Raw genomic sequence first — 22,356 nt, 5'->3', positions numbered from 1 at the left:
ATATGTCGGCGTGGTTTATTGCCCGCCGACCTTAAAAAAGCCTATTGCAGGGGTCGATAGTACCATCTGGGGTGCTGTTGCTGATAACTTAACACCGATACCGCATCGTCCTCGCTAAATCGAAAACGAGTATAGCCACCCACAGCCGTGTTAAGCTGTTGGCTACCGACCTGTGCGTAGCGTTTCGTCACCGACGGGGCCGGAAAGCCCCATCGATTGAACCGGGCAGTGGTAAATACCACGTAGTCAGGCTTAAAGCGCTCCACAAATAGCGCACCAGAGCTGCTGGCACTGCCGTGGTGTGGGGCAATAAGTACGTCTACGGGCCTGATAGCACTATGATACAACATGCCATATTCACCCTGTTTTTCAATATCTCCGGGCGCCAATACATGGTTAATGCCATCGCCAACCAACAGTACACACGAGTGATTATTGTCATCTATGTTATTTGCCGCCTGGGGCCACAGCGCGGTCAAAGTTAATTGCTGCCATTGTACATGATATCCCTGTTGACACCCGGCCACAGAGCTTAGCGCCTGGCCGGCCGAGGCGTAAGCCAGCGCTTGCGGCACCCCGCCTGCGTGGTCATTGTCACCGTGACTGATGTACACGGCATCCAAGGAGGTCAGGTTCAAAGTGCGCAAAGCCGGTTGAATGTGGCGTTCGAATGCACTGGCAGCGCCAGGGTATGCTGGTCCGGTATCGACTAAAATAGCTCGGGCCCCCTGGCTAAAAACCAATGCTGTACCCTGCCCTACATCTAACACGTGTAAATACCAGTAGCGCGGATTAAACGGTAGAAACTGACTCAACACAGGCATCAATAAGATACCTATACACCATCGTTTGGTTGAAAAAGCTGGCGCCAGAAGTAGTAAAATCGCCACAAACAAGGCCACGAGGGACAGCCATGACAGCGACACTGTAGCTAACGGCAATGCCGATGCGACATTTTGCAAGCCTGTGGTTAATCCCCCCAACGTCTGATCAAATACCCGTAGCGGTTGAGACCATGCTCCATTGCTTAAAACCAATACAAGTAAGGCCCCCATTCCTAGTGGTAATAATAATCCAATAATCGGAATCACCAATAAATTGATCAGCGGAGCAGTGGCTGAGAATGTATCAAAAAAGCCTAGGGTTAACGGTAACAAACATACTGTAAGCCACGCTTGCAACAGCATGAACCAACGCCACCGTGCCATTAACGAAGTAAGGTTTGGTCGTATCCGCCAATGTACGAGCCAGATAACCATGACTGCCCCAATACTCAGGTACAGGCCTGAACCATAGACCGCAAACGGGAATACAACACAACAAACGCATAACATTATCAGGGCCATATCGGTGTGGCGTATGAAAGCTGCGCGCAGGTAACACAGCCCAGCCACGGTCAATAATAACAAAGCCCGGCAAACGGGCAGCTGCCAGTTTGCTAAGGCTGTATAGGCTACACATATCAGCCAGGTGATAAATATCAACGCCCCCCGCAGAGGGGGTTGAGCACGGCCCCTCGTGAATAACGAGACCAGCGGTAAAATACAGTAACTTGCTATAAGTATTGCCCAACCGGCGATAAGCGCTAAATGCATCCCCGAAATACTAAATAAGTGTGCCGTGCCGGTATGTTGAAGCGACTGCCAGTCGGTATCGGTAAGCTGGCTACGATCACCGGTTAATAGGGCTAATGTCCAACGCTGGTTGGGCATAGCCAATTGCCTGATGGCCTGGCTTATACGTTGATGCAAGCTGGCAGCAGAGGCGGGTAATTGTTGCAGTAGGGACTTCACATAGCCTGTGGCGACGATACGTTGCGCGATGTACTGCCGACCGCTGTCTGGGCCGCCAGGGTTACGCAAAAAGGTTAGCGGCCGTAATCTGGCCCGGACCAAAAGCCGCTGGCCCGGCGTTGGGCATGGCTGCGCTGCATACCAGTACAGCCGCGCTTTTGGGGTTAACCAAAAGTTATGCCACCCAGCTATCAACTTGGTATCCAGCGCCGCCGTGTGCGGGTAATGCTGGCTGTGAGTTATCAGTGCGACGGTGAGGATGCACTGGGTAGTGCTATGGGCAGGGCGAACCTGCTCTACAGCCACCGGGAGTATGACGTCTTGTTGAAATTTTTCGGTTGGCTGTTGCCAACTGATATACCAATACCCTAAACTCGCCCCCCATATACAACCCGTCAAAAAACCGTTAAACGCTATCATGGCCCAAAGCAAGTACTCAGGTAGCAAACTATTTCTTTGCCGAACGGGTACAAAGTAGCGATACCATTTGGATTGCCTTAGCAACACATGGCAACCAACCAGTAGTAGCCAACAAACAGTTAACAGCAACGGATGAGGTAAAACAGGCCAAATAACCGCTGATAGCGAGGCGATGCAAAAACATGTCATCCAGATCGTGGTATGCTTGACCATTGAATAGCCTTGAAGCGCGAACGTGGTTTTAATCCAGTTATGCCAAGAAAATTTATTAAACGATTTTTGCCGGACCACCAGACAATCAAACGTAATCGTGCGTTAAAGATTTTCGGTACTGTTCTTCATGAGCCCAACCTTTGGCATCTGAACCGTCGTTCAGCCAGAGGCGCTTTTGGTATCGGGTTATTTTTTGCCTTCTGGCCAGTGCCGTTTCAAATGTGGCTGTCAGCGGCTACCGCGATTCCCTTTCGAGCAAATCTGCCATTGTCGGTAGCAACAGTATGGATAACTAATCCCTTTACTATGCCACCTATATTCTACGCCGCTTATAAGGTGGGCACGACTGTACTTGGGTCCGAACCGACACACTTTGAATTTCAGTTTAGCTGGCAATGGGTGGTGGAAAGTATCAGCACTATAGGCCCGGCCTTTGTGGTGGGCTGCGCGATATGCTCAGTGGTGGCCGGAATTATAGGGTACTTTGGCCTGAATATGGTGTGGTGCTTTTCGGTGAAAAAAGCCTGGGAAGCCAGACGGCAAGCGCGCGCCAAGCGTAACGCACAATAATCTTCCCGTTGACGACTAAGATAAAAACAGCATTTAAGACAACAGCAGACGCTGCGAGCGCAGCGTCCAGAGGAAAGTACTTACCGGGCTTACAGGACGCCCTGGCGGGTTAAATAGTCAACCAGCTCCTGCTCTTCCCAAACTGCCACATTGAGTTCCTGCGCTTTGGTCAATTTTGACCCGGCCTTGTCGCCCGCCACTAAAAAGTCAGTTTTTGCCGATACAGAACCGGCTACTTTGGCGCCCAATTGCTGTAATAATGCTTTTGCTTCGTTACGGCTCATTTGCACCAACGAGCCCGTTAATACACAAGTTTGACCGTCCAGCGGCAGATCGCCAGAAGGCGCTTCAATAGCCGGCCAATGTATACCTGCGTTGATTAATGCCTGAACAATGTTGGTATTGTGTTCTTCATTGAAAAAATTGTATACGTGCTGAGCCACGATATGCCCTACATCGTTTACCTGCTGCAGCGCCTCCACGTCGGCCTGCATAACAGCCTCAAGGCTGGTGAAATGGATTGCCAGATTATTAGCCGTAGACTCACCGACTTCGCGAATACCCAGCGCATACAGAAACTTCGCCAGGGTGGTCTGTTTAGCGTTCTCTAAGGCGATCAGTAACTTCGATGCAGATTTTTCAGCCATTCTTTCCAGGCTGATAAGCTGTGAAACGGTAAGATCGAAAAAATCAGCCGGGCTGGTCACCATATCGGCGTCAACCAACTGGTCAATGAGCTTATCGCCCAGGCCGTCGATATCCATAGCTTTGCGCGAAGCAAAATGCTTTAACGCTTGCTTGCGTTGAGCCGGGCAAATCAACCCGCCGGTACACCTGGCCACTGCCTCATCGGCAAGTTTTTCTACCTGCGACTGGCAAACCGGGCATTGGCTAGGAAATGCGATAAGCGTTGCGTCGGCCGGGCGTTGGGGTAATACCACCGACACCACTTGCGGGATAACATCGCCGGCACGGCGAATCACCACAGTATCGCCCACCATCACACCGAGGCGATTGATTTCATCCTGATTATGCAGCGTAGCATTAGATACGGTGACGCCCCCGACAAAAACCGGATCAAGTTTTGCCACCGGGGTAATTGCGCCTGTACGGCCTACCTGAAATTCAACTGCCTGCAGCCGCGTCATCTCTTCCTGTGCCGGGAACTTTTGCGCAATGGCCCAACGCGGCGCCCGGGCAACAAATCCAAGTTGGTGTTGCAAGCTGATATCGTCAACTTTAAATACTACACCATCAATATCATACGCCAACGTATCGCGGGCTTTGAGGATCCGCTCATAATATTCCAAACAGCCTTTACCGCCCGTCGCCGTATCTATTTGCGGGCACAGAGGAATGCCCCATTGGGCTACCAAAGCAAGCCGTTCACTATGCGTAGCAGGCAAACTAAAATCTTCGGGTGTAACCAGCCCCAAAGAATAGGCATAAAACATAAGCGGCCGTTTTGCCGTAATTTTGGGGTCGAGCTGGCGTAAACTTCCCGCTGCCGCATTGCGCGGGTTAGCAAAAACTTTGGCCCCTAACGCTTTTTGCCGGGCATTAAGTTTTTCAAACCCTGCTCTAGGAATGAATACTTCACCACGAATTTCTACCCGTTGGGGTAATTCAGCAGACTCCAGCCTCAGCGGAATATTACCAATTGTGCGAACATTTTGGGTAATGTTTTCCCCTACCTGGCCGTCGCCCCGGGTGGCAGCCCGCACCAGTTCCCCGTTTTCATACAGCAAACTAACTGCCAAGCCATCAAGCTTGGGTTCACAGCTAAATACAAAGGATTGCGGTGTTTTCAACCGATCCCGTAAACGCTTTTCAAAGGCTAACAACGAAGCTTCATCAAAAGCGTTATCCAACGACAGCATGGGTACTTCGTGGGTTACCTGGGTGAACGCGCTGAGCGGGGCGCCACCGACTTTTTGACTGGGTGATTGCGCGCTGGCAAATTGCGGGTGCGCTTGTTCCAATTCAATAAGCTGCTGCATCAGGCGGTCATATTCTGCATCAGGAACGCTGGGCGTATCCATCACATAATATTCATGATTATAGTGGCGAAGGGTTTTTCGCAGCGTATTTATTTGTACTTCTGGTGATTGTGATTTATCAGACATAACTTACTTTTAAATGAAAAGGCCACCCGAAGAGGATGGCCCTGACTAAACCTATGCGCGCGAGAGCATTCTGCGCCGCTCAAAATCCCTGATTTTTTCGAAGTATTGTTGCAATCCCTGCTTGGTCAACACGCTGCGCCGCCCATCCAATACCTGTGCACCAAATTCTTCAGCAATTTTTCTTGCTGCATTATGCATCATGTTGAAAACCTGGTGTGCCTCGCCTTCTATCGGCAATATCATAAATAATGAGACCCCCACCGTAGTAAAGGTTTCCAGATTGTCGATATCAAACACACCCGGTTTGAACATATTTGCCAGGCTAAACAGCACCGGCCCTTTCCCATTGGAATTGACATGCCGATGAAAAATATCCTGATCGCCAAATTTAAAGCCCAGGGTAAGCAGCATCGGTAACAAGGCTGCACCCGAGATAGGATTATCTTCTGTAGCTCTGACGTTTAATACCAGCACTTCCTGCTGCACAGGCTTCGTGGCGGCAGACGGCGTGGCCTGTTCGGGCTCGCGACGCTGCGCCCCCGGTGCAGCTGGCGTATCATCAAAATCAATACGCATCTGATCATCACCGAAATTGGGTTCCTGCCGTTGCCGATAACCGCGGGTTTTACGCAAGGTTTGGCTGTTGCTATCTTCGTCAGCTTCCGTCTGGCCCGGGCCTGGCGCATCCAGGCTAAAATCATCGACTTCGCCGGCTGCCGTTGACGCCCCCGCTCCGTGTTTTTCTTTTAATAAGAAACCTGGCGGTTCCGGTAGATGATCGCTTTCATTGTCGTGTTCAGAATGCGCGCCCGACGGCTTTTGCATATGCGGCTTAGGATTACTGACTACTGAGCCGTATAGTTGTTGTTTTTCCGCATCACTTTTACCTTGCGAGGCGGCGCCTGATACATCCGAAGCAGCAGCCGGCTTCGTTTGTTCACTGGCTGTATTACCCGACTCTGAACCAGCATTACTGGACGGGGAAGAGCGGCCGCCAGTGCTCTCATTGTGCTGCTCAGAAGAGGCTGTGGCACCGCCTACAACCCGTACTTTGCCCACACCAAGCTCGTCAAAATCATGCTGCCCTGAGGGGCTATCCAGGTTGCTGTCTGCACTATTAATATGCCAGCCTTTATCCTGATAATCGCCGTCATCACTGTGGCGGGCTTCATCCCACTGGCCAGGCTCGACTCGATTGCGTCTTGTCGAATGACCATTATTTTTTCTGATTTTCCAAATACCGTGAGCCAGCACTGCAACAATAATGATTGTGCCTACTACCAGTAATGACAGACGTAGTTCATCTTCCATCTTAATTAAGTCGCCCTTTGTTATGCTTCTACAAATGCCATGGCTTCATCCACATCCACTGCCACCATGCGCGAAACACCAGGTTCAGCCATAGTAACACCAGTAAGATGCGTAGCCATTTCCATAGCAATCTTATTATGGGTGATATAAATAAATTGCACCGAGGATGACATTTGTGAAACCAGGTTGCAAAAGCGACCTACATTAGCGTCATCCAATGGCGCATCTACCTCATCCAGCAGACAAAATGGTGCCGGATTTAATCTGAAAATAGCAAATACCAATGATAAAGCGGTTAACGCTTTTTCTCCACCGCTTAATAGATGAATCGTGCTATTTTTCTTACCTGGCGGCCTGGCCATGATGGTTACACCGGTTTCCAACATATCGTCGCCGGTTAGGTCCAGGTAGGCTGAGCCCCCGCCAAATACTTTAGGGAATAACGCTTGTAAATCGCTATTTACCTGATCAAAAGTGGCAGAGAAACGCGTCCGGGTTTCTTTATCAATCTTTCTAATCGCGCTTTGCAATGTCTCCAGCGCCAGGGTTAAGTCATCAAACTGAGTATCCAGATGCTGTTTACGCTCGGCTTGTATTTCATACTCTTCTACTGCGGCAAGGTTCACTGCACCCAACTTACCCAGCGCCGCTGCGGTTTGTTCCAACTGCGACTGCCATTGTGTTTCGTGCGCATCTGCCGGTAGTTTTTCAAGCACCTCTTTAAGCGCCTGCCCAGCCTCACTTAGCTGTTCCAATACCGCATCAGCCCGCGCCCGTATTGACTCAATTTCGATAGTCAACCCGTCGATCCCCGTCTGGCGACTGGCCAGTCGACTGCTTATATCTTGTTGCGTTTTACGTGCGTCATCAATAAAGGTTTCCAGCGCCTGTAGCTCGCTACGACTTATCTGCATTTGCTTATCCAGCGCTTCTTTATCAGCTAATAACTGCTGTAATGTTTGCTGCTGTTGTGCCAGTGGCGCGCTAAGTGAGTCATATTCATGCTGCAGCCGCTGTTGGCGCGCTTCCTGTTCCTGGTAGCGCTGCTCAAAACGCTGCAGGTTATCTTGTTGCCGGGCCACATTGTTTTCGTATTGCTGCACGGTCAGTTGTAACTGATGGCGTTCCTGCTGGCACTGCACCACCGCTTGCCGATGATGCGCCAGTTGCCCTTCCAGTTGTTCTTTTGTAGCCTGACAGTGCTCTCTTTGCTCACCGTATTGCGCTAATTGTTCACTGGCGACTGACAATTGTTCGCTCAGCAAGTCTATCTCGTCGGTTTCTTCCTGCATGAGCATGGTTTGTTGTTTGAGCTCATCGGTGAGCTGTTCACTCCGGCTATTCTGGCGGCGGATTTCCTCATTTAGCATACTACTTTTGTGCTGCTGGTTGGTTAGCGCAAGCTGGGCATGTTGTAATGCACTGGCACTGGCCTTGACGGCTTCATCAGCGTCCTGCCGTGCTGCATCGGTGTTCTGCCATGTCTGTCGCGCCTGCGCTACCTCGCCATCGAGCCTGGCGACCTCCCCCGTTAAGCGCTCGATTTGCATGGCAACTTCTAATGCCCCTTGGCCCGTGTCGTCGCCATACTGATAAATCCAGCCTGCGGTTAACAGTTGACCCTGAGCCGTCACTAGGAGCTGTTCATCGGTTAACTCGCTGATCTCGCTAATGGCCTCGGCCAGCGTAGATACCGGTTTAATTTGATTAAACACCGCCGGTATCGCGCTATGCGGTAACAAATAAGCAGCCAGGGAATCCGGTACAGGCTGGTCGCTAAGCTGTGAGTCGAGCCATAGTAACGTGCCATCGGGTAGCGCAAGATTGTCAAAAGCGTGGCCTTGCGGCGTATTCGCTATGATTGGGTCATGAAAATAAGCCAGCACCGCCTGCGCTGCTTTTGCCCACTGGGGCGCTATGGCAATGTGCTGCCATGCCGGTGAAAACTGTTCACCGGCAGGCTCGGCGGCGGCGCGGGTCTGGGCTAATGTATTAAGGGCCGCCAGGCTGGCGCGAGAATCTTGTAATTCCCCTTTACTCAGATCGAGCCTGTGGGCGGCTTCGTGTTGCTCTTGCTGAGCTATCGCTAACGCCTGTTGAGTGGCGTCAACCCGTTCCTCGAGGTGAACGACGTCCCGGCTTAGCTGCGCACACTGTGAATCAACCTCGTCCAGCTGCGCCTGAAGTACCACTTTATCGCAGCCGCTAAGGGCCTCTTGCAGTTGGCCTATACGCTGATGCGTGCGTTGCTGCATACCCGCGGTGGCCTCTATTTTACTATGAAATTGCGCCACTTGCTGTTTAACGTGTTGGTAGCGCTGCTCAGTATCGCGCACTTGCTGCTGATAGTCCCGTAGCCGGGCTTCACTGTGCTGCTGATTGTCTTCACTTTGTTCCAGCCTGGCATCCAGTAGCGCCAATTCTGGACTATAGCGCTGCAATGCACCCTGGGCCTCGGTTAGGGCGGCTTCAGTTTGCGCCATCTCGTCTTGCAAGCTGGTATGTTGCTCGTTAAGTTCGGCAAGTTCGCGGGTAAGCTGCGTGGTACGCTGTTGATGATGTAGCCGGTCTTGTTCTATGCGGGTAATAGAAGTTGTCAGCGTGAATTTTTTATGTTGGTTATCATCCAGTACAGCTTTTAATTCTGCGGCCTTTTCCAGCTTACTGGTAAGGCCGGCTTCGCCACTTCGCAGTTGCACCTGCAATGCGTCAAGTTCGCGCTGCTCGTGCTGCTGCTGTGCCCGTACCGCTTCCATTTTTTCATTATGGGCCATCCATCGCATGGCCGCTAACTGGGCCCGATAACTGCGTTCTTCAGCCTTAAGCGTCTTATAACGTTGGGCCGCGGCAGCCTGGCGAGACAACTTGTCAAGCTGGCGTCCCAGCTCTGCCCGAACGTCATCCAGACGTTCCAGGTTATCTTTAGTATGACTTATACGGTTTTCAGTTTCGCGCCGACGCTCTTTATACCGAGATACGCCCGCCGCTTCTTCCAAAAAAACTCTGAGTTCCTGAGGCTTGGATTCAATCAGCCGGGAAATCATTCCCTGTTCTATTATGGCGTAGCTACGCGGACCCAGGCCGGTACCTAAAAACAAGTCTGTAACATCTTTACGTCGACACCGCGTACCGTTTAAAAAATAACTAGACTGCGCTTCGCGCGTTACCAGGCGCTTGACGGACAGTTCGTTAAACGCAGCGTATTCGCCCGTAATGCGGCCCGCGCTGTTATCAAACACCAGCTCGACGCTACACTGGCCAACCGGCTTACGGGCCGAGGAGCCGTTAAAAATAACATCGGTCATCGCATCGCCGCGCAAATTTTTTGCTGAGCTTTCACCCAGCACCCAACGTACCGCATCTATTACGTTAGATTTGCCGCACCCATTTGGCCCCACGATGGCGGTCATATCGCCCGGAAACGGAATATTGGTGGGGTCTACAAACGACTTAAAGCCGGCAAGTCTGATTTTTTTAAGACGCATAAACGCTGGCCAGCATGATGTTCTCTGCCAATGGTTGATTCACCAGAAAGTGCCTCGAGTAAAAGTGGAGTGTTGTCACAGCGATCAGAACTAACGCATTGGATTTGTTATTATCTTTTGACTTTATCAGAAGTCACAGGCTGTAACAATTCGCATTTGAGTTATGCAGGGCGTTAGCCTGTATACTAATACGTCTTAAAGTATAGTGGAGTAAATATGGTTTCGCGCAGTGGTATAGGGTATTTTTCCAGTGGATTTTCATTAATCCGTACAAAGGGTTTAAAGCGTTTTGTGCTGGTGCCGCTGGTAGTAAATTTATTACTGTTCAGTGTGGCCTTTTATTTTTTGTTCGGTGAAATAGGCAGCGCCATTACCTGGCTGCTGAGCCTGATACCCCAATGGCTTGGCTGGTTAAAAACCGGCTTGGAATTTCTGTTATGGCCCATTGCAGTGATCAGTGTATTGCTGGTCTTTGGGTTGATTTTCGGGACCCTGGCGAACTGGATTGCTGCACCATTTAACGGCATTCTGGCAGAGAAAGTAGAACGACATTTAACCGGTCAGGATTTGGGTGACGAAGGGGTATTAAGTTTAATTAAAGATATTCCCCGTACGCTGGGACGCGAAGCGGCTAAGTTTGTTTGGTACATGCCCAGAGCGATAGGTTTTTTCCTGCTATTTTTGCTGGTGCCGATAATTGGCCAGATAGTATGGTTCTTATTTTCTGCCTGGATGCAGGCCATTGTTTATTGTGATTATCCTTATGATAATCACAAGGTACCGTTTAAAGCGATGCGCCAGCATTTGGCCGGACATAAATCCAAGGCATTATCGTTTGGTATAATGGTCAATATATTTTCGTTGGTACCGGTGCTTAATTTCGTGGTTATGCCGGTGGCAATTTGTGGCGCAACCCATATGTGGGTTAACGAGCTAAAACACCAGGTGAAACCATAACGCGCTATTCTTCCAGCGCCTTGGTAGAGGATGAGGTCGGCTTATCAGCTGAGTTGAATGAATTATATTTTTTCAACCACTTACCCGCCTGAGGCGTATTGCCGGCATAGTGAAACCGTTGAAACAGATTCATATAAATTGGGCGTTGTTGATCAGGCCGGGCAAGCTGTTGCTGCCACAGTTGCAGGTACAGGCCGGGGATCACGCCACTGTCATGATGCTCTAAAAAGGTTATTTGCTGGCTGGGCTTGTATGCCGGCTGGCCAATAGCCTCACAGGTTTTAGAGGGTGCAATCTGTAAGGCACCAGACACATTCTGCCAGCGCTCCAAGGTAGATTGGGGCGCGTAAGTAAGCTTGCCATGGGTGACCAGATTAGGCGCATCGGGTTGCGTACAATGTTGCTGGGCTACCGGGCTGGGTAACGGGTATTCATCAATAAAGCCAGCAAAGTGAGCCAGCTCGTGCACCATCACAGAATAACTGTCGGATAGGTCCAGATACATTGCTCCGTTATGCACATTAGCCTTGCCCAGGTCCGCCACCACAATAATATGGGTGGCATCGCGCTGTTCAATTGCCCCTGCCAGAGGCCGTAAATCACAGCCCAGCCGGCCGCTGTTATCCAGATTACTGTCACATTTTAGTGTGTTATTCGCCAGCCAGACAGGAGGCTGAATGCACAGGGGTAAGCTAGCGAGACGTTTATCGCCGGCAAACTGTCGATACAACTGGCTGGCTCGTTCAATACTTGACAATGAGGTCGCAAACATCTGAATTCGTTGTCGGCATTGCTGCTGCTCAGGCCAATTCGCCGCACCCACGCTGGCGGGCCGAACGGGTTTATATACCGACAATACCTGCGTCAGGCGCTGCGCCAGTTCGTGACCCTGCGAGGCCGCCTGTCCTAACAACGCTTTGCCTTTTGTAAATTTTCCTTCGTCCCATAGCAAGCGGCCTAACTGGTACGCACTTTGCGGGTACTGTTCAGCCGTTTTTACCAGCCATTGCCGGGCTTTGGCGGGAGCCTGGTTTAATAGATACCAGTCCGCCAGTGCTGCCTGGGCAGGTAAATATTGTTGTTTAGCGGCTTTGACTAACCATTTTTCGCGCTGTTCTGGCGTATCTGTCGACATTGCTAACGCCAACTGTGCTTCAGGCACGTTGCCGTTAGCTGCTAAGCTTAATAACGCAGGTTGGCGATTGTCCAGGGGCATGCGCTGATATAGCGCCCAGGCGGCAGCAGGGTTTTTCAGCCCAACCAGTTTTTCCAGCCAAAAAGGTTTGTGATGTCTTTCGGCATAGTCCACCAAAGCCTGTTGGGCGCGCTTGCTACCGGTTTGCGAGGCCTCCCATAGCAACGGAGCCGGATTAGCAGAAGTCTGGGCATTGGCCAACAATTGGGGGACGTAATGAGCCGCGTCGGCGCTCACCAGCACCAGTGCCAGCAAGGCAATAATCATTCCACGCATAAACGTCGTATCAGTCTAAATCGTCAGGTTGACGTAAACGGTTTAGCTCTAATCTGGCGTAGCGATGCTCCACATAATCATAGACATTGGTACTTAATGCTAACTTGAAATAGTTGGCGGCCTTGCCTTTATTGTCTTGTGCACTGTGGTATTTACCAAGATAAAAATAAGCCTCGCACAACCGTTCGGTCAAGGTGCGCTGGCTTGAGACTCCTTCCAACAGCCCACTTAGCAGATCGGCTTCACTAGCATTGCCTAGAAACAAGTCGACTATCTGAATAGCCCAATGTTGCTGGTCCAAATCATCTCTTATTTGCGCCAGATACGCAGTGCCGGCAATGGGGTCGTCTTTCGCGCGGGCGAAATATACCCACAGGGCGCGAAACGGATCGCTGGCATCCATTTCATAAAACCTGGTTAGGTCTTTACTGGCTAAATCAGTTCGTTCACCGTAATACAGCGCAATACCGCGATTCAAAAACGCAAAATCGTAGTCAGGGTTTATATCCAGCGTAGAGTCGAATGCCTCATACGCCTGAATAAATTCATTTTGCTGAATAAAATGGATACCGATAGAATTATACGCTTCTGCCATATCTGGCTTAAGCTGGAGCGCCTGACTGTAATCGAATTGAGCCAGGCCACCAAGCCCAACGCTGTCATACAGCATACCACGCTGATAATGCAATTCAGCGCGCTCCTGCTCCTCAAGTTCGGCGCTGGCCAGTACCTGGTTGTAGCGCACAATGGCTAACTGAGAACGCGGACTAACCGGCATTGGCTCAGCCAACAGCAGATTGCCCATTTGTCCACCGGCGGTGGGTGCGGAAGTCTTAGCGCAACCAGCAAGTTGCAACATCGCCAGCGAAAAAAGAATGAGACTTATGGTTTTGTGCATGTTAAAAATGGCATCACTAAAAATTAAGAAAAAGACAAAGACACATATTTGCCCGTTATGCTGGAGCGGCCTGATGAAGATGACTCGCCGTCGCCAGTTATGACACGCGCAACCTTCGCCTATTTGTTCTTAAAAGTAAAGTATATCTACCCCACCACAGGTACCGTATGGACAGTAAAAAACTACAACAATTGATTGATCTTGCATATGCAGCACAAGCGAACGCACACGCGCCCTACTCCGGCTTTAAGGTGGGCGCTGCCGTACTCAGTAAGCACGCCACTACCCACGCCGGCTGCAATGTCGAAAACGCCGCGTATCCACTGGGGCAATGCGCCGAAGCTACCGCCATTGGAAATATGATTTGCGCAGGTGCAGAAGAAATCGATGCCATTGTTATTGCCAGCCCGAACAACGAGTTTTGTTATCCCTGTGGCGGCTGTCGGCAAAAAATAGCTGAATTCGCAGCGGACTCTGCCCAGGTAATTATGGTCACAAAACAGGGTGAGCGCAATGTCCTCACTATGGCTGACTTATTACCCTACGCCTTTCGAAGCGCTGATTTAGCCTCACCTCAATAACAGTATCTGGGTGATGGTAACCAGGCTCGTTACGTGTTGTTTCGGGCTTCTAATGCCTCAAGCTGCTCTTTTGTAGCAGGCAATTGGTGATGCTCCTTCCACTGCGCATACGGCATTTTATAAACAACTTCGCGCGCTTCATCGTAACTCATTGTTTCGCCGCGCTCCTGCGCTTCTGCCATATACCACTTAGCCAGACAATTACGGCAAAAATCGGCCAGAATCATCAGGTCAATGTTCTGAGCTTCTTTATGCTCGTCCAAATGCGTGAGTAAACGGCGAAATGCGGCGGCTTCCACCTCAGTTTGGGTTTGTTGGTTCATTATAAAATCTTCCATTAAAAAAAGGGGCTAACGCCCCTTTTTGTTGTAATACCATCCGGCGCCCATCAGGGCGTAGGACTTACTCGCCTTGTTCGCCACCTTCAGATTTAGGGGCAGGCTTTTCAAGTAATTCTTTGATGCTCAGACGCACGCGGTTCTGACGATCAATTTCCATTACTTTAACATCAATCATTTGCGCTTCTGACAAATAATCGGTTACTTTGTTAACCCGCTCATGGGCGATTTGAGAGATATGCACCAGGCCTTCTTTACCTGGTAATACTTCTACAAATGCACCAAAATCAACGATACGGGTAACTTTACCGTGATAGGTTTTACCTACCTCGATTTCTGCAGTAACCTGCTCTATCCGACTAATGGCGATATCCGCTTTAGCACGTTCAGTGGCGAAGATTTTGATAGTACCATCGTCTTCAATTTCGATGTTCGTTTCAGACTCTTCGGTAATCTGACGAATCATCGCGCCACCTTTACCAATAACATCGCGGATCTTGTCCTGATCGATTTTCATGGTGTAGATACGTGGGGCGTATTCACTTAGCTCTTCACGGTGGCCGCCAATGGCTTCGTCCATCACATTCAGGATATGTAAACGGGCCTCTTTTGCCTGTTTAAGGGCGATCTGCATAATTTCCTGCGTGATACCCTCGATTTTGATATCCATTTGCAGTGCAGTAATACCACCCGTGGTACCGGCCACTTTAAAGTCCATATCGCCCAGATGATCTTCATCACCCAGAATATCTGATAACACAACGAAATTATCATCGCTTTTCACCAGACCCATAGCAATACCCGCTACCGAGGCTTTAATTGGTACACCCGCATCCATTAGTGCCAGAGAGGTACCGCAAACCGAAGCCATTGACGACGAACCGTTTGATTCAGTGATTTCAGATACCACCCGCACTACGTACGGGAATTCTTCTTCACTTGGCATAACTGCCTGGATGCCACGCTTAGCAAGACGGCCATGGCCGATTTCGCGACGCTTCGGCGAACCAATCATACCGGTTTCGCCCACACAGTATGGAGGGAAGTTGTAATGCAACATGAAACGGCTATCACGACGACCTTGCAACTCATCAATCATCTGTGCATCGCGTTCCGTACCCAGAGTAGCGGCAACAATTGCTTGCGTCTCGCCACGGGTAAACAGAGCGGAACCGTGGGTCCGTGGTAAAATACCCGTCGCCACGTCCAGGGCGCGAATCATCGCAGGATCACGGCCATCAATACGAGGTTCACCCGACAGGATACGTGAACGTACTACGTCACTTTCCAGCTCATGCAGTAAGTCCAGAATTTCTTTCTTATCCTGGTTTTCATCAGCGGCGGTAATTTCCGCAACCACTTTCTCGTTTACCGCGGTAATTGCCTCTTTACGCGCCAGTTTATCAGAGATTTGATACGCTTCTGTCATACCGGACTGAGCAGCTGCTTTGATTTTTTCTTTCAAAGTTGTGTTTTCTGCTGCTGGCTGCCAATCCCATGCTGGAGTGGCCACTTCGCTGGCAAATTCATTTACCGCAGAGACGACTGCTTGTAATTGCTCGTGACCGAACATAACAGCACCCAGCATGATGTCTTCAGATAGCACATCTGCTTCCGACTCAACCATCAATACCGCGCCCTGCGTTCCGGCTACAACCAGATCAAGCTGACTTTCAGCTTGTTCAGAAACACGGGTATTAAGAATGTATTCGCCATTTGTGTAGCCAACACGCGCTGCACCAATTGGACCATTAAATGGAATACCTGAGATCGCTAACGCGGCCGACGTACCAATCAACGATACGATATCAGTTGGAATTTCAGGGTTAGCCGACATGACCGTTACTACTACCTGCACTTCGTTTTTGAACCCTTCAGGGAACAGTGGACGAATAGGACGGTCGATTAGACGTGCGGTCAGTGTTTCGCCTTCAGAAGGACGTCCCTCACGCTTGAAAAAACCGCCTGGGATTTTACCCGCGGCATAGGTTTTTTCTTGGTAGTTAACCGTTAACGGGAAGAAATCCTGATCGGCTTTGGCTTCTTTTTTACCCACTACCGTTACCAATACGGACGTGTCGTCCATGCTGGCCATTACAGCTGCGGTAGCCTGACGGGCAATTACGCCGGTCTCCAAAGTCACAGTATGTTGACCATACTGAAATGATTTAGTAATAGGAGTCACTAGTTGTCCTTTAATATCTGTCTTTATATTTCGCTTTTCAACGCGGTGCATAGTATAGCTTTGAAACCCGGTCAATACCATTGCAAATGTGTTCAGGCCCGCGCGAAAAGCTACTCACCGAGTATAAAATAACGTGATTGCACAGACAATTTTGACCATTGCCCATGTCAAGGTGCCGTTACCCTATCAGCCATCGCCCTTTGTGCCAAGTATCCTGACACATAGCGACCTCTGCGCTGAGCTTGTCAGCGGATAAATACAGCGTTAAATTCATCTAATACGTGCATTTTTTCATCAATTTGCAATATAAAGGCGTATGCTAGAGATAAGCACTGTGGAGAGTTGTCATGCTAATACTAAGACTGAACAAAGCAGGTATGCCCCAGGAATGGATGAACCCTGAACAAGCCGCGCGATTATATTGTCAGGATAAGGTGTTATTTGAATTGGGCGAAGGGCATCGGGTACTGCACGGTGGCTGGAACCGACTTGGCGAACAAAGCCGATTGAAGTTATCTACAATTATTGCCTGCGAAGGGAAGGTAACGGATATTTCCGGTAAAGTAGCCTTAACTAACCGCTATTTATTTCGCCGCGACGACTGCCTGTGTCTGTACTGTGGCAACCGGTTTGCGCCTGCGGTATTAACCCGGGATCATATTGTACCGCGTTCGCGTGGCGGGCGTGATAGCTGGACAAACGTGGCTAGCGCGTGCCAGCGTTGTAACCATGCGAAAGGCGCCCGCACCCCCGAAGAAGCCAATATGCCACTGTTGGCCGTCCCGTTCAGACCGAATGTATACGAGCGTTTTTATTTAATGAACCGCCGTATATTGGCTGATCAAATGAATTTTCTGAGCAGCCATTTTACCCATCATCGCCGATGGGATGTAGCGGTTTAAGCCTCGATAAGCTCCGGCTCTCTTCCTTCTTTCAACTCGGCCAGGGCGCGGTGCCAAAGGTTCATCCAGTCTGCCGAAATTTTCTGCTGCAGGTCGTGGGCTTCGGCGGTAGGACAAAAGAGTTCCACCGTAATGACTAAATGAGCCATCTCGTTGGTAGAGACACCAATGGTCGGGTCAATATGGATAAATTCAACATCCAGATGGCGTTCAATCAATCCTTTATACCGCTCAGCTACATCGCGATAAAATTCGCAGTGAGCTTTGGCGCGGGCAATGAACGCAGGTAACAGGCTATAGGGGTTAACCTGGGGTTCACAGGTAATACTAAAAGCGTGCAAATTGTAGCGCCGTAAGAAGTTTAGATTACGTACACTTTGCGTGACCAATTGGCTGTTGGGAACATAGACGTGTTTACCAGTATACGAATAAGTATCGGGGTCAACTTCCAGCAAAGCTGTTTTGGCCCAATCCATTTCCACCACTTCACCCACGGCCTGATTCATTTGGACCCAATCACCCACCCGAAATGGCTTCGCCCCCAGGTAATAAATAAAACCCAGAAAACACTGAATGAATTCGCGCATAGCGATAACAATGGCCACCATAAAGGCGGCGATAGAAATGGCCAGACTCTGAATTTCAGAGCTCCACACCATTATTAACAGTACAAACAGGCAGCCATTGCTGATTTGTTCAAGCAAATTAAGCGTATGGCGGCGATCTTCACCTTTGCGGCGGCTGCGATACCTTATCACTTTGAGTGTTAACCGCTGTGCCACCAGAAACAATACGACAATGACCGCCGAGGTAAGTAACTTGTAGTCGGCTGTGAATGTCAGCGTCTGTTGCCAAAGCGGTTGTATATCGTACGGCACGCCTGCTCTCCTGTAGCATGAAATAAGTTTTTGATGCGCATAAAAAAACACCGGGCACTAAGCCCGGTGTTCATTATGACGAAAGCCGCTTCGCCTAACAATGCTGACCAGTTAATTTCTGATCTGACCCTCACCGTTAACCAGGTATTTTTCTGCCGTTAACGATTCAAGACCCATCGGCCCGTAGGCATGAAGTTTGGTAGTAGCAATACCAATCTCTGCCCCTAGCCCTAACTGGCTACCGTCGGAAAAGCGCGAAGAGGCATTAACCATAACCACCGCAGCATCAACGGCTAACTGGAAATGCTGGGCAGCAGCTTTATCTTCAGTACAAATCACTTCAGTATGGTTACTGCCAAACTGGGCAATATGTTCCAGCGCACCATCAAAGTCATCCACTACCCGAATAGCAATTTCCAGCCCAAGGTATTCTTCACCGTACTGAGTTTCATCAATCACGTCAGCGCCATCAAAGTATTCGCTACCGGCTTTATTAACGTGCACGGTAACACCGTGCTCTTTGAATGCAGCAGCTACCTTAGGAAGAAAATCTGCCGCAACTGCCTGATGGACTACCAGCCCTTCTAGTGCATTACATACACCGGTACGCTGTGTTTTACCATTTAATAGCAATTGAAGCGCTTTATCCAAGTCGGCGTCTTTATCTACATACAGATGACACACCCCTTTAAAATGCTGAATAACCGGCACTTTAGAGTTTTCAGTGACATAATTAATTAAGCCCTCGCCGCCGCGCGGAATAATCACATCGATATAATCGCGCTGCTCCATTAGCTCTTGCATGAGGGCCCGGTCCGGATTGGGCACAACGGTAATGAGTGCACGTGGCAGGCCATGCTTTTCAAGCACATCTTGCAGTAAACCTGCAATGGCCAGGCTTGAATCTAACGCCTCTTTACCACCACGCAAAATAACCGCATTACCAGATTTAAAGCATAGTGCGCCGGCATCGGCAGTCACATTGGGTCTGGCTTCATAAATCATACAGACTACGCCCAGCGGAATGCGCATTTTACGTATTTCAATGCCATTGGGCCGGGTGCCGAATTCGCGAGTGGCACCTACCGGATCGTCCAAATCAATAATAACTTCAATACCCGCTGCCATATCTTCAATACGGGCATCGTCTAAAATTAACCGGTCGATCATCGACGCGTCCAGGTTATTGTCTTTGGCGCGCGCAACTTCTTTCGTATTGACGTCTTTAATGACATCTTTATTGCTACGAATGGCCTGTGCCATATCGCGTAAGATTGTATTTTTGGTTGCCGTATCTAATACTGCCAGTTTCTGTGCAGCTTTTTTCGCGTCTTGTGATAACTGTGTAATTAAACTCATTCTTTCTCCAAATTTGCCAGATGCTGATTCGAAATAATCGGACCGGTCTTTTCTTCAAACTCGGTAGCGAACTCTTCGTTTTCCTGTTTTGCTATAAAGTTAAGCAAACAGCTACTGTAGTTGGATCTGGCTTTCACCAGTTTGGTTCCATCATTTTTGCGCACAAGTATTGTGTCGCCTACAGAAAACTCGCCTTTCACGTCGACTATTTCGCTGCTGGTAAGTTTTTCCGAATCATCGCCTAACGAGCCAGCAAAATTGCTTTCAACGATGACTTCCCCCTGGGCATTTGATGTATGGCGCATCCAGTGTACATTTTCTTTCATTGGGACTTCGTGCGCCTGGAAATGCGTACCCGGGTTCTTACCTTCTAACAGCATATTAAAAGACAGCTCAGTAAAGCCATTGATAATAAATGTATCTATACCATGCGAGACGGCTTTTTCGGCCGCTTCAATTTTGGTGCGCATGCCACCTGTACCTACCCCGCCCTTGGCGGCACCGCCCGCCATGGCATAGATACTCTCGTCAATATTTTCTACCCACGACAACAGCTTCGCATCATCGTGTTCATGCGGATTTTTATCGTATAGCCCGTCAATGTCTGAACAGATAATAAGCGAGTCGGCATCCGCCGCTGCGGCCACCATCGCCGACAAATTATCGTTATCACCCACTTTAAGCTTGTCGGTAGTTACCGTATCGTTTTCGTTAACAATGGGCAGAATATCATTGTCTAACAGGCTAAACAGAGTATCGCGAATACTGACATACCGCTCCCGGTCACGCAGATCAGCATGGGTCAGCAAGATTTGTGCTGAAGGAAAATCAAACAACCGATCCCAGGTTGAAATCATTTCGGTTTGCCCCGCTGCCGCCATCGCCTTTTTAATCGCAATATCATCTGAGTCTTGCGCTTTAAACTGATGTGAGCCTGCCGCTACAGAACCTGAAGAAACCAGTACAACCTGAATACCTTCTGCTCGACATTTGACAATGAATTGCGCGATGCTTAGCAAATAGTGGCTGCTGCAACCTTGTCTGTTGGGTGCAATAAGTGCACTGCCTACTTTAATTACAATTCGTTTCCAATTTGCACGATTCATAGTATTAATCACCTTAAGACTGTTGTTCTGCAAGTTCCTGACTAGCTTGTGTATACATATTACGCACCCGCTCGTCGGGGGCTGTATCTAATAAGCTCACCACCCATAGCGTGATAGTGCTTACCACAAACCCTGGAATAATTTCATAAATTATACTGCTTAGCGTCTGGCCGTCGGCCAGGACAGGCGCATAAATCCAAAACAGCACAGTAACGGCGCCGGCAATAATGCCTGCCAGAGCTGCATTTTGCGTCAGGTCCTTTTTATACAGACAAAACAGGACTAATGGACCAAACGCAGCGCCAAATCCTGCCCACGCATTACTCACTAAAGACAGTATAGAATTGGATGAGTCCAGCGCCAGTAATAATGCTGCAATTGCCACCCCACCTACACCATACCGGCCAATAGTAACCGTTTTTTGGTCGTCAACCTGCTTGCTGCTCAGCACACGATAAATGTCTTCGGTTAGCGAGCTGGCTGATACCAGCAGTTGCGAAGAAATTGTACTCATTATTGCAGCCAGGATTGCCGCCATTAAAAAACCACTAATGATGGGGTGAAATAAAATTTGTGAAAACAAAATAAATATCGTTTCCGGATCGTCGACCTGCAAGCCAAATTGGTTGGCGTATGCAATACCTACAAAGCCTGTGGCTAGGGCGCCTACGATAGTCACCAACATCCAGGACATGCCAATATTACGAGCGGTGGGCACTGCTTTAACCGACCGGATGGCCATGAACCTGACAATAATATGTGGCTGGCCGAAATAACCTAACCCCCACGCCAGACTCGACACAATACCTACCCACGTCATCGCCTCAAACGATTCAAATAAGCCAGGGACCGACTCAGCTGCTGCCGCGTTCATTTGTGCTGCACTATCAAACTGGTTAAATGCCACTATCGGTACCAGCACCAAAGCAATAAACATGATGCACCCTTGTACAAAGTCAGTCATGCTAACCGCTAAGAACCCGCCCAATAATGTGTAAGATACGACGACACCAAGGGTAATAATTAAGCCCCACTGATACTGCACATTAAAGGCACTTTCAAACAGCTTGCCACCTGCTACCAGGCCAGCCGAGGTATACAAGGTGAAAAACATCACAATAATAATTGCGGAAACAATGCGAACTGGCGCATTTTTTTGACCAAAGCGCTTAGCAAAAAACTCGGGAACGGTAAGGGAGTCGTCGGCGACTTCGGTGTATACGCGCAGCTTAGGCGCCACCAGCAGATAGTTGGCCAGCGCCCCCGCTACCAGTCCGATTGCAATGTACATCGCATCAAAGCCTGTAACATACATTGCACCAGGTAACCCCATTAGCATCCAACCACTCATGTCAGAAGCACCGGCTGATAATGCGGTTACCTGTGGACTTACCTGCCGTCCACCTAAAATATAGCCAGAGATATCTCCGGTGGACTCACGATATGCAAATAACCCAATTCCCAGCATCGCAAGAAAATAGATTGCCAGCGAAATATAACTTTCTATAGGCATAGTGTGGGGAAACACTCCTGTATTGGTGAAAAAACTGACGAGGTAACGACACCCGCCCTTTAATTTGAGTTCTAACTATATCAGTCACAAGTATTTAATTGCAAATAATAGAAGCGTTTATGTCTAACTAAATACTGCTTGCCGACAGAATGCCTATTACTGCCCTGTTAACATTGTGAATCTTGCTATACGTCCCTACAAGCCTTGTTTTTCATACTTTGAATTCTGATAGGTAGCAGAAAATATAATG

The 22,356-nt window shown here is 49.3% G+C and carries 16 protein-coding genes; 4 read left to right on the top strand and 12 right to left on the bottom strand.

The genetic code is table 11. From position 1 onward, the window contains the following. Positions 1–41: 41 nt before the first annotated feature. Positions 42–2,402, bottom strand: coding sequence for a DNA internalization-related competence protein ComEC/Rec2 (locus D0Y50_RS08850; protein WP_232366515.1), 2,361 nt, complete (start codon positions 2,400–2,402; stop codon positions 42–44). Positions 2,403–2,465: 63 nt separating this feature from the next. On the opposite strand from D0Y50_RS08850, the gene D0Y50_RS08845 reads away from it, so the two are divergent. Further along, a complete protein-coding gene (locus D0Y50_RS08845) occupies positions 2,466–2,996 on the top strand; it encodes a DUF2062 domain-containing protein (protein ID WP_117316515.1) in 531 nt (176 codons plus the stop codon). Positions 2,997–3,085: 89 nt separating this feature from the next. Here D0Y50_RS08845 and ligA read toward each other — a convergent pair whose 3' ends face one another. From ligA to smc, 3 genes are read right to left on the bottom strand one after another with little or no spacing between them, the layout of a single operon-like run. After that, a complete protein-coding gene (gene ligA, locus D0Y50_RS08840; RefSeq protein ID WP_117316513.1) occupies positions 3,086–5,122 on the bottom strand; it encodes an NAD-dependent DNA ligase LigA in 2,037 nt (678 codons plus the stop codon). A 51-nt stretch (positions 5,123–5,173) separates the two neighbouring features. Beyond that, on the bottom strand, positions 5,174–6,433 hold the full coding sequence (zipA, locus tag D0Y50_RS08835) for a cell division protein ZipA (protein ID WP_117316511.1): 1,260 nt from the start codon (positions 6,431–6,433) through the stop codon (positions 5,174–5,176). 20 nt (positions 6,434–6,453) lie between these two features. Beyond that, positions 6,454–9,918, bottom strand: a complete 3,465-nt coding sequence (gene smc, locus D0Y50_RS08830) for a chromosome segregation protein SMC (protein WP_117316509.1) — start codon at positions 9,916–9,918, stop codon at positions 6,454–6,456. Between the two features lie 216 nt (positions 9,919–10,134). Between smc and cysZ the strand changes: the two genes are divergently transcribed. Then, complete coding sequence (gene cysZ, locus D0Y50_RS08825; RefSeq protein WP_108567003.1) at positions 10,135–10,875, top strand: sulfate transporter CysZ; 741 nt, start codon at positions 10,135–10,137, stop codon at positions 10,873–10,875. Positions 10,876–10,879: 4 nt separating this feature from the next. Here the strand turns inward: cysZ and D0Y50_RS08820 are convergent, their stop codons facing one another. Then, on the bottom strand, positions 10,880–12,346 hold the full coding sequence (locus D0Y50_RS08820; RefSeq protein WP_117316506.1) for a tetratricopeptide repeat protein: 1,467 nt from the start codon (positions 12,344–12,346) through the stop codon (positions 10,880–10,882). A gap of 10 nt (positions 12,347–12,356) precedes the next feature. Further along, positions 12,357–13,244, bottom strand: a complete 888-nt coding sequence (gene nlpI / locus D0Y50_RS08815; protein WP_108567001.1) for a lipoprotein NlpI — start codon at positions 13,242–13,244, stop codon at positions 12,357–12,359. A gap of 167 nt (positions 13,245–13,411) precedes the next feature. Between nlpI and cdd the strand changes: the two genes are divergently transcribed. Continuing rightward, a complete protein-coding gene (gene cdd, locus D0Y50_RS08810) occupies positions 13,412–13,825 on the top strand; it encodes a cytidine deaminase (RefSeq protein WP_108567000.1) in 414 nt (137 codons plus the stop codon). 29 nt (positions 13,826–13,854) lie between these two features. Here the strand turns inward: cdd and D0Y50_RS08805 are convergent, their stop codons facing one another. Both D0Y50_RS08805 and pnp read right to left on the bottom strand, forming a co-directional pair. After that, positions 13,855–14,148 (bottom strand): DUF1244 domain-containing protein, encoded by a 294-nt coding sequence (locus D0Y50_RS08805; RefSeq protein ID WP_117318692.1) that lies wholly within the window; start codon positions 14,146–14,148, stop codon positions 13,855–13,857. A gap of 79 nt (positions 14,149–14,227) precedes the next feature. After that, a complete protein-coding gene (gene pnp, locus D0Y50_RS08800; RefSeq protein WP_108567066.1) occupies positions 14,228–16,348 on the bottom strand; it encodes a polyribonucleotide nucleotidyltransferase in 2,121 nt (706 codons plus the stop codon). 347 nt (positions 16,349–16,695) lie between these two features. Between pnp and D0Y50_RS08795 the strand changes: the two genes are divergently transcribed. Beyond that, a complete protein-coding gene (locus D0Y50_RS08795; protein WP_108566999.1) occupies positions 16,696–17,250 on the top strand; it encodes an HNH endonuclease in 555 nt (184 codons plus the stop codon). Here D0Y50_RS08795 and D0Y50_RS08790 read toward each other — a convergent pair. The 4 genes from D0Y50_RS08790 to putP form a co-directional block, all read right to left on the bottom strand. Continuing rightward, positions 17,247–18,128: a mechanosensitive ion channel family protein gene (locus D0Y50_RS08790; RefSeq protein WP_117316504.1), complete on the bottom strand. Its 882-nt coding sequence runs from the start codon at positions 18,126–18,128 to the stop codon at positions 17,247–17,249. The genes D0Y50_RS08795 and D0Y50_RS08790 overlap by 4 nt on opposite strands. Positions 18,129–18,239: 111 nt before the next feature. Then, positions 18,240–19,487 carry a glutamate-5-semialdehyde dehydrogenase gene (locus tag D0Y50_RS08785; RefSeq protein WP_108566997.1) on the bottom strand — a complete coding sequence of 416 codons (1,248 nt, stop codon included), beginning with the start codon at positions 19,485–19,487 and terminating at the stop codon, positions 18,240–18,242. Further along, on the bottom strand, positions 19,484–20,593 hold the full coding sequence (gene proB / locus D0Y50_RS08780; RefSeq protein WP_108566996.1) for a glutamate 5-kinase: 1,110 nt from the start codon (positions 20,591–20,593) through the stop codon (positions 19,484–19,486). The genes D0Y50_RS08785 and proB overlap by 4 nt, the downstream gene beginning before the upstream one ends. A gap of 13 nt (positions 20,594–20,606) precedes the next feature. Continuing rightward, on the bottom strand, positions 20,607–22,106 hold the full coding sequence (gene putP / locus D0Y50_RS08775; protein WP_108566995.1) for a sodium/proline symporter PutP: 1,500 nt from the start codon (positions 22,104–22,106) through the stop codon (positions 20,607–20,609). Between the last annotated feature and the right edge of the window lie 250 nt (positions 22,107–22,356).

Origin of the sequence: Salinimonas sediminis, from assembly GCF_003429285.1 — a bacterium.
GTDB lineage: Bacteria > Pseudomonadota > Gammaproteobacteria > Enterobacterales > Alteromonadaceae > Alteromonas > Alteromonas indica.
This window is presented reverse-complemented; position numbering and strand designations above follow the sequence as displayed.